The 7,889-nt window shown below is 62.0% G+C and carries 9 protein-coding genes; 3 read left to right on the top strand and 6 right to left on the bottom strand.

Going from position 1 to position 7,889, the window contains the following annotated elements; genetic code table 11:
• Positions 1–124: 124 nt before the first annotated feature.
• Positions 125–1,351, bottom strand: a complete 1,227-nt coding sequence (locus ACW9I6_RS15880; protein ID WP_008432170.1) for a molybdopterin molybdotransferase MoeA — start codon at positions 1,349–1,351, stop codon at positions 125–127.
• Positions 1,335–1,874 (bottom strand): molybdenum cofactor biosynthesis protein B, encoded by a 540-nt coding sequence (gene moaB / locus ACW9I6_RS15875; protein WP_003209092.1) that lies wholly within the window; start codon positions 1,872–1,874, stop codon positions 1,335–1,337. Before moaB ends, ACW9I6_RS15880 begins: the two co-directional genes overlap by 17 nt.
• 75 nt (positions 1,875–1,949) lie before the next feature.
• Here moaB and mobA point away from each other — a divergent pair, with 75 nt between their 5' ends.
• Together mobA and ACW9I6_RS15865 are read left to right on the top strand one after the other, a co-directional pair.
• Positions 1,950–2,552 (top strand): molybdenum cofactor guanylyltransferase MobA, encoded by a 603-nt coding sequence (mobA, locus tag ACW9I6_RS15870; protein ID WP_008432167.1) that lies wholly within the window; start codon positions 1,950–1,952, stop codon positions 2,550–2,552.
• An 80-nt stretch (positions 2,553–2,632) separates the two neighbouring features.
• Positions 2,633–2,854: a YgdI/YgdR family lipoprotein gene (locus ACW9I6_RS15865; RefSeq protein ID WP_003209090.1), complete on the top strand. Its 222-nt coding sequence runs from the start codon at positions 2,633–2,635 to the stop codon at positions 2,852–2,854.
• 57 nt (positions 2,855–2,911) lie between these two features.
• On the opposite strand, the gene ACW9I6_RS15860 is transcribed toward ACW9I6_RS15865, so the two are convergent.
• The 3 genes from ACW9I6_RS15860 to ACW9I6_RS15850 all read right to left on the bottom strand — a co-directional run bounded on the left by ACW9I6_RS15860 (position 2,912) and on the right by ACW9I6_RS15850 (position 4,514).
• A complete protein-coding gene (locus tag ACW9I6_RS15860) occupies positions 2,912–3,802 on the bottom strand; it encodes a pseudouridine synthase (protein WP_085984630.1) in 891 nt (296 codons plus the stop codon).
• Between the two features lie 65 nt (positions 3,803–3,867).
• The gene (locus ACW9I6_RS15855) at positions 3,868–4,203 is read right to left on the bottom strand and encodes a hypothetical protein (protein ID WP_003209087.1); all 336 of its coding nucleotides are present in this window, start codon (positions 4,201–4,203) and stop codon (positions 3,868–3,870) included.
• A gap of 74 nt (positions 4,204–4,277) precedes the next feature.
• Positions 4,278–4,514, bottom strand: a complete 237-nt coding sequence (locus ACW9I6_RS15850) for a glutaredoxin family protein (protein ID WP_008432163.1) — start codon at positions 4,512–4,514, stop codon at positions 4,278–4,280.
• Positions 4,515–4,655: 141 nt separating this feature from the next.
• Between ACW9I6_RS15850 and ACW9I6_RS15845 the strand changes: the two genes are divergently transcribed.
• A complete protein-coding gene (locus tag ACW9I6_RS15845) occupies positions 4,656–6,377 on the top strand; it encodes a cation:proton antiporter (protein WP_032898912.1) in 1,722 nt (573 codons plus the stop codon).
• Here the strand turns inward: ACW9I6_RS15845 and ACW9I6_RS15840 are convergent.
• Positions 6,364–7,572, bottom strand: a complete 1,209-nt coding sequence (locus tag ACW9I6_RS15840) for an ammonium transporter (protein WP_008432160.1) — start codon at positions 7,570–7,572, stop codon at positions 6,364–6,366. The genes ACW9I6_RS15845 and ACW9I6_RS15840 overlap by 14 nt on opposite strands.
• Positions 7,573–7,889: the final 317 nt, after the last annotated feature.

Genomic DNA, 7,889 nt, shown 5'->3' with positions numbered 1-7,889 from the left:
AACGGGGGGGAGGGGGGTTGTTCGAGAGGGAGGGGGGTCGGCCAAGGGATGGGGGGACGTCCCCACTGCTTTCGCGAGCAAGCCCGCTCCCACATTTTGATCTTCATTGTTTGATAGATCGGGCTCAGTTCAACACTTCACTCAGCGGAATGAAGTTGACCCGGTCACCGATCTCCAGCGTCGTCCCCTCCAGCACTTCTACCAAACCTTCGGCCCACGCCGCGCTACGCAGCACACCCGAGCTCTGGTTGCGGTAGATGATCGCCTTGCCCTGCTCCAGCCGCCCGCGCAAATACTCGCGGCGATTCCCCGGCTTGGGCCAGACAAACCCCACTGGCACTTCAATGCGCAGCGGCTGCACGTCTTCCACGCCCTGGCGACGCAACAGGTAAGGCCGCGCCAGCAAGGCAAAGGTCACCAGCGTCGACGCCGGATTGCCCGGCAAACCGATCACCGGTACACCACGGAAATGCCCGAACGTCAGCGGCTTGCCCGGCTTGATTGCCAGCTTCCACAGCGCCAGCTTCCCTTCTTCCCGCAGCGCAATCCCGAGAAAATCCGCCTCCCCCACCGACACACCGCCGGTGGACAGAATCAGGTCTACCGAGCCCAATGCGCCCAGGCGTTCGCGGGTTTGTTCCAGGTCGTCCGGCAGGATCCCGGCATCCACCACTTCGCAGCCCAGGCGCTCCAGCCAGCTGCACAGCACCCGGCGATTACTGTTGTAGATCTGCCCGGGGCCCAGCGGCAGACCCGGCTCGATCAACTCGTCGCCGGTGGACAGCACAGCCACGCGGGCGCGTCGTACCACCTCCAGCCGATCACGACCCAGCGAAGCCGCCAGGCCCAACTCGATCGGGCCCAGGCGTGTACCTGCTGGCAACACCCACTCGCCCACCGTGGTTTCCTGGCCTTGGGGACGGATGTTTTGATCCACCTGCAACGCTTCGGTGAAGCTCACCCGCTGATCGGCATGGACCACGGCGTTTTCCTGCATCTCGACGCAGTCCGCGCCCTCCGGTACCGGGGCTCCGGTGAAGATCCGCGCGCAGGTACCGGCAGCCAAGGGCTCGGGTGCCGTGCCCGCAAAAATGCGCTGGCTGACTGCCAGTGGCTCACCGGTCCAGTCCGCCAGGCGCAGGGCGTATCCGTCCATGGCGCTGTTGGGCCAGGGCGGCAAGTCCAGCGTGGAGATCAACGCCTGGGCCAGCACCCGACCATCACACTCGGCCAGCGGCAACGTTTCCGGCTCGCGAATCGGCGCTGCCTCGGCCATCGCCAGCAATTGTTCGAGGGCGTCTTCCACCGGCATCAACGCGCCGGTCTTGCCCGGCTTACCCACGGGATTCACAGGGCTCGGCCTGTTTCAAATGCGGGACGAAGTTGCACGGGCGGTGACGGTTATCCAGTTGCTCGGCGAGAATCCCGTCCCAACCGGTGCGCACCGCGTTGGTGGAGCCCGGCAGGCAGCACACCAGTGTGCCGTTGGCCAGGCCGGCCAGGGCACGGGATTGCACGGTGGAGGTGCCGATATCGGCCACGGAGATTTGCCGGAACAGTTCGCCGAAACCATCCACCTGCTTATCCAGCAGGCAGCTCACCGCTTCCGGGGTGCTGTCGCGGCCGGTGAAGCCGGTGCCGCCGGTGATCAACACCACCTGCACCACGTCTTCGGCAATCCAGTGCGCCACTTGCGCACGGATTTTGTACAGATCATCTTTAAGCAAAACTCGCTCGGCCAGCAGGTGACCGGCGGCGGTCAGGCGGTCGACGAAGACCTGGCCCGAGGTGTCGGTTTCCAGGGTGCGGGTGTCGCTGACCGTCAATACAGCGATATTCAGGGGTACAAAGGGCGCATCAGCCTTGGCTTTCATGGCTCGGTCCGGTTGTCGAAGGAACAGCCCGATGTTATATCACAGCCCCCCATTTCACTGCCCGCAGGAGCCGTCATGCCAAGCCATTCTTCCCCACTGCCCTGCTCGATCCTTTTGCTGGCCGGCGGTCGTGGCCAGCGCATGGGCGGCCTCGACAAGGGCCTGCTGGACTGGCACGGGCAGCCGCTGATCGCGCACCTGCATCGCCTGGTGCGGCCGTTGACCGACGACCTGATCATCTCCTGCAATCGCAACCAGGCGCAGTACGCGGCCTACGCCGATCAATTGGTCGGCGATGACAGCCCCGACTTTCCCGGGCCACTGGCCGGCATTCGCGCAGGACTGGCGGTGGCGCAGCATGGGCATCTGCTGGTATTGCCGTGCGATGTGCCGCAGATCGATGCACGATTGCTCGCCGACCTGCGCAGTACGGCGCAGCAAAGCCCGTTGCTGCCGGTGATGGTGCGCCACGGCGATTTCTGGGAACCGCTGCTCTGCGTGATCCCCACTTCGCTGCGCGAGCCCTTCGAACGGGCCTGGGCAGCCGGCGAGCGCAGCCCGCGCCAGATCATGCAGGCGCTGGGGGCCAAGGCCCTGGATTGCCCCGCCGACGATCCGCGCCTGGCCAACCTCAATACACCGGAGTTGTTGCACCGCCCGCCCAGCGTGTCAGAATGAGCGTCGAACAAGGAACTTTGCCGACGTTGCACACGTCACAAGGTCAGTACTCAACAAAGCATTCTCTCGGAGACAAACTCATGACTCAACGGACCATCGCCGCTCTCATGCTTGCACTGGGCCTCGCTACCCTTGCCGGTTGCGCCTCGCCGACAGTGATCACCCTGAATGACGGTCGCGAAATCCAGGCCGTCGACACTCCTAAATTCGACAAGTCCACCGGCTTCTACGAATTCGAACAGCTGGATGGCAAGCGCACCCAGATCAACAAGGATCAGGTTCGCACCGTTAAAGACCTGTAAGTCTTAACGCCAGATACAAAAAAGCCCGCGTAATGCGGGCTTTTTCGTTGCTGGGGTTTACCAGTCCAGGCTGATCTCGCTGCGAAAGTCGCGCTCAAGGCCGGTGACCGGGTCGATGAAACGCACCCCCTGGGCCAGCAGCTTGAGCGGGTTGGCGTAGTCGTCCTCGGCATCCTTGATAACGTCGGGGTAGAACGGATCGTTGCAGATACTCGCGCCCAGGGCCGTCATGTGCACCCGCAACTGATGCTTCTTGCCGGTCACCGGAAACAGGCCATAGCGCCACAGGTCGCCATTTTTTTCCCGCACCTCGACCGCCGTCTCGGTGTTGCTCGCCCCCGCGCCTTCCTGCATGCGAAAGAACGGCTCGCCATCCACCAGCCGGCTTTTGTGCACCAGCGGAAAGGTCAGCCCAGGCAATGCAGGGGCAATGGCTTCGTAGAACTTGTCGATCTTGCGCGTGGGAAACAGCTGTTGATACGCCGAGCGCGTCTGGGGGTTGGCCGAAAACAGCACCAGCCCCGCGGTATGCCGATCAATGCGATGCAGCGGCACCAGCGCCGGGTTGTCGAGGCGACGGATCAAACGCCGCAACAGGGTCTGCTCGACGTATTCACCGGCAGGCGTGACCGGCAGGAAGTGCGGCTTGTCGGCTACCACCAGGTGTTCATCGGCGTACAGGATCGTCTCCTGCACCGGGATTACTTTCTCGTTCGGTACTTCGCGAAAGTAGTAGATGCACAGGCCTTCGCGGTAGGCGAGGTCCTGATTGATGGGGGTGCCATTGATGTCCAGTACCCGGCCTCGGGCGATGCGGTCCAGCCATTGCTCACGGCTGATGGCCTGGAAGTGCTCACACAGGCAATCCAGCACGGTGGCCCAGGCGCCTGGCGGCAGGTACAAGGTGCTGGCTTGGTGCTGGGCAGCGGAAAAAACGGACATGGGCAGGCTCAAGACGTGGACATACAGGCGCACATTATCCCGCATGCAGCCGGATCAGGCCCAGCACAGATTCAGGCCTTGGCCAATTCCGCGCGCAACACCGGTGACGCACTGGCCGCCTCGGTGAATTCCTTGAGCCAGCGCAGCACATCCACCGCTTCCCAGCGGCCCGGGTCGTAAAGCGCATACAGCAAGCCCTGATAACCCACCACATCCAGCTGCTTGTGATAACCCGCGCGCTGGAACAGCGCCTCGATCTCGGCAAAGCAGGTGTTGAAATGCACTTTGTTAAACGGCGTCTTGCCTTCCGTGACCAGGCCATCGAGGCGCAGCTCGTTCACCGCGTCGCGCACGACGTCGGCGGACATGCGATTGACGCTGCTTTTCAGTTGTTCAACATTCACCACAGGCGTTCCCTCTCATTCAATCGCTGTACAAACATACAGTAACCGAATAATCGGGAACTCGCCATCGCCGAGTGCTAGCTAAGAAAGTTCACTACCTGCGCTTCGTCGAACGGCCACTCCAGCTCCGCGCCCGTGTCTACCCGGCGCAGCACCGGAATCCGCAGGCCGTAGGCTTCATACAGGGCCTCGGAATCGGCGATATCCACCAACTCCACCAGCAGGCCGTGTTCGACCAACGGCATGATTTCGGCTTCGGCAATCTCACACAGATGGCAGCCCAGGGTGCCGAACAACTGACATTCAGGAAGCATGGCAAAGGGTCCGAGAAGAATCAGGCACCTATTCTAACAGCGTCGGGACACTGCAAAAGCCTGACCCAGATCAGCATGGCGTATAACTGATTCAGCGACTCTCGCGACTTTTTTCCCGTAATACCTGCAATGGAGCTGCATGTGTTTGCCAACCTGCTGATTATCCTGGCCTCCTCCCTGGTGGTGATTGCGCTGTTTCGTCGCCTGCAACTGCCGCCGGTGCTGGGCTATCTGTGTGTTGGCCTGGCCGTGGGCCCCACCGCCCTCGACTGGGTCAATGACAGCGAAGAGTTGCCAGATCTTGCCGAACTGGGTGTGGTGTTCCTGCTGTTTTCCCTGGGCCTGGAGTTTTCTCTCAACAAAATGCTCAGCCTGCGCCGGGTGGTGTTTGGCTTGGGCAGCCTGCAGGTACTGTGCTGCGGGTTGCTGCTGGGCGGTTTGCTGGCACTGTTCGGCCTGTCGCCGACGACCGCGCTGTTGCTCGGTGCTGGACTGGCACTGTCGTCCACCGCCATCGTCAGCAAGGAGCTGACCAGCCTCGGCGAAATCTTCAGCAGCCATGGCCAGAATGCGATTGGGGTATTGCTGTTCCAGGATGTAGTGGCCGTATTGCTGCTGACCCTCGTGCCAGTGTTCGCCGGTAACAGCGAGCAAGCCTGGTACTGGGCATTGCCACTGACCCTGGGCAAAACCGTGGTGCTGTTCCTTGGCCTGCTGTTGGCCAGCCGCTGGTTGCTGCCGCGTTTGTTCCGTGAGGTGGCGGCGTCCCATTCGGCCGAATTGTTCGTGCTGCTGGCACTGGTGATCGTACTGCTCACCGCCTGGCTGACCCACTTGCTGGGCCTGTCCCCGGCACTCGGTGCGTTTCTCGCCGGCATGCTGCTGGGGGAAAGCCATTACCGCCATCAGATCGAAGCCGATATCCGGCCGTTTCGCGACATCCTGCTGGGACTGTTTTTTGTCAGCATCGGCATGCTGATCGACCTGCAACTGTTCGTCAGTCATAGCCTGTTGATTCTCGGCCTGACCCTCACGCTGATGTTGATCAAAGGCTGTGTGGTCGCGCTATTGGTGCAACTGCGCGGCAGCGACGGTGAAACCGCCTGGCGCAGCGGGCTGGCGCTGGCCCAGGGCGGCGAGTTCTGTTTCGCCTTGATGGCGCAAATGCAGCAAAGCCGCCTGATGCCCGCCGACATCAGCGGCCTGCTGCTGGCTGCCACCTTCTGCTCGATGCTATTGACTCCGCTGTTGCTCAGGGCTGCACCCGCGATTGCCCTGCGCCTGCACCGCAAGCCCAACCAGCAAGTACAGCTTGAAGAGATTACGGCCCTGAATGCCGAGCTGCGCGACCACGCGGTGATCTGCGGCTACGGCCGGGTTGGCCAGTCCATCGGGCGCTTCCTGCACCGTGAACAACAGGCGTTCATTGCCCTTGATGACGACCCGGAGCGGGTCCAGGAAGCTTCTACCGAAGACAGCGCCGTGCATTACGGCGACTGCCGCCGTGGCGCCCTGCTCAGCGCGGTCGGCCTGGAACGTGCGCGCCTGGTGGTGATCGCGGTGGACAACAGCGACGTCGCCCTGACCGTGCTCAACGAAGCGCGGCGGATCAACCTGACCGTACCGATCCTGGTACGCACCCGCGACGACAGTCAGCTGGCCGAACTGAAAGCCGCCGGCGCCACTGAAGTGGTGCCCGAGTTGCTGGAGTCGAGCCTGATGCTCGCCTCCCATGCGTTGATCCTGCTGGGGTTGTCGGAGCAGCAGGTGCAAGGCCGTGTCGATGAAGTGCGCCAGAGCCGGTACCGCCTGTTACATGGCTGCAACCAGAACGAAGGGGACGCGCCCCTCAATCCTGACTGACCGCGCCAATCTTGTGGATCGACAAATCCGCGCCGTAATACTCCTCTTCCTGGCTCAAGCGCAGCCCGTAAACGCGCTTGATCACCCCATACACCAGGAACCCACCGGCCAGCGCCACCATCACACCCAGTGCGGTGCCGATCAACTGGCTGATCAGACTGACGCCGCCCAAACCGCCCAGGGCGGTCTGGCCGAAGATCCCGCAGGCAATCCCGCCCCACACGCCGCAGAGGCCGTGCAACGGCCATACACCCAGCACATCGTCGATCTTCCAGCGATCCTGGGCGGCAATGAAGAACCAGACGAACAAGCCGCCCGCCACCACGCCGGTCACCAACGCGCCCACCGGGTGCATAAGGTCGGAACCGGCACAGATCGCCACCAACCCGGCCAATGGACCGTTGTGCAAGAAGCCTGGGTCGTTACGGCCGATCACCAATGCCGCTACCGTGCCACCGACCATCGCCATCAACGAATTGACCGCCACCAACCCGCTGACCCCGGACAGGGTTTGCGCACTCATGACGTTGAAGCCGAACCAGCCGACGATCAAGATCCACGAGCCCAACGCGAGGAATGGAATGCTCGACGGCGCGAACGCCACCAGGCGCCCTTCCCGATAACGCCCCTGCCTTGGCCCCAGCAACAACACCGCCGCCAGCGCCAGCCAGCCGCCCATGGCGTGCACCACGACGCTGCCGGCAAAGTCATGGAAGCTGGCGCCGAAGGTGGCCAGCAACCAGGCTTGCAGGCCGTAGTTGCCGTTCCACACCATGCCTTCGAAAAACGGGTAGATGAAGGCTACGATCAACGCAGTGGCACACAGTTGCGGAACAAACCGTGCACGCTCGGCGATTCCCCCGGAAATGATCGCCGGGATCGCCGCCGCGAAGGTCAGCAGGAAGAAGAACTTCACCAGGCCGTAGCCGTGGTCGGCGCTGATCACCGCCGCCGGTTGCATGAAGGTCACCCCGTAGGAGATCCAATAGCCTATAAAGAAATAGGCCAGTGTGGAAATCGCGAAGTCACTGAGGATTTTCGACAGGGCATTGACCTGGTTCTTCTGGCGCACCGTGCCGACTTCCAGGAAGGCAAAGCCGGCGTGCATGGCCAGGACCATGACCGCACCAATCAGAATAAACAGCGTGTTGGAGCTGTGGACGAGGGTGTCCACCGCGCTTTGCAAATTTTCCATGGAGGATGGCAGGCCTGCACATGCAGGAAAAAGCACCAAAGCAGTTCATGACCTTCATGATGCGCACTAAATTGGCACCAGCGGTCCGACCCTCGTTTGAGGCCGTGAACCGCTTTGGCGCAGCGATCATTGAAAAAGGCAGAATCCGACAGGGTTTTTCCGCGAGTTTTAGTTATTTAGGGTAAGGTTTTTCAGGGTTTGAGCCCCAACCGCCCGGATTCAGCGCAAGGCCCCGGGCCCGCGCACCAAGGCAAAGCAAAAGCTGTACCAGACAATTGCAGTGAACCTTCACCGACACCGGTGACTCGAAACCAGAA

It is taken from the genome of Pseudomonas sp. SDO5522_S412 (genome assembly GCF_054071215.1).
Note: the sequence above shows the minus strand (reverse complement) of the source record. Positions and strands in the feature narration are given on the sequence as shown.

Coding starts and splice junctions, on each gene's coding strand:
- mobA (WP_008432167.1), top strand. CDS start 1,950: ATGCCAAGCCATTCTTCCCCACTGCCCTGCTCGATCCTTTTGCTGGCC.
- moaB (WP_003209092.1), bottom strand. CDS start 1,874: ATGAAAGCCAAGGCTGATGCGCCCTTTGTACCCCTGAATATCGCTGTA.
- ACW9I6_RS15840 (WP_008432160.1), bottom strand. CDS start 7,572: ATGGAAAATTTGCAAAGCGCGGTGGACACCCTCGTCCACAGCTCCAAC.
- ACW9I6_RS15865 (WP_003209090.1), top strand. CDS start 2,633: ATGACTCAACGGACCATCGCCGCTCTCATGCTTGCACTGGGCCTCGCT.
- ACW9I6_RS15850 (WP_008432163.1), bottom strand. CDS start 4,514: ATGCTTCCTGAATGTCAGTTGTTCGGCACCCTGGGCTGCCATCTGTGT.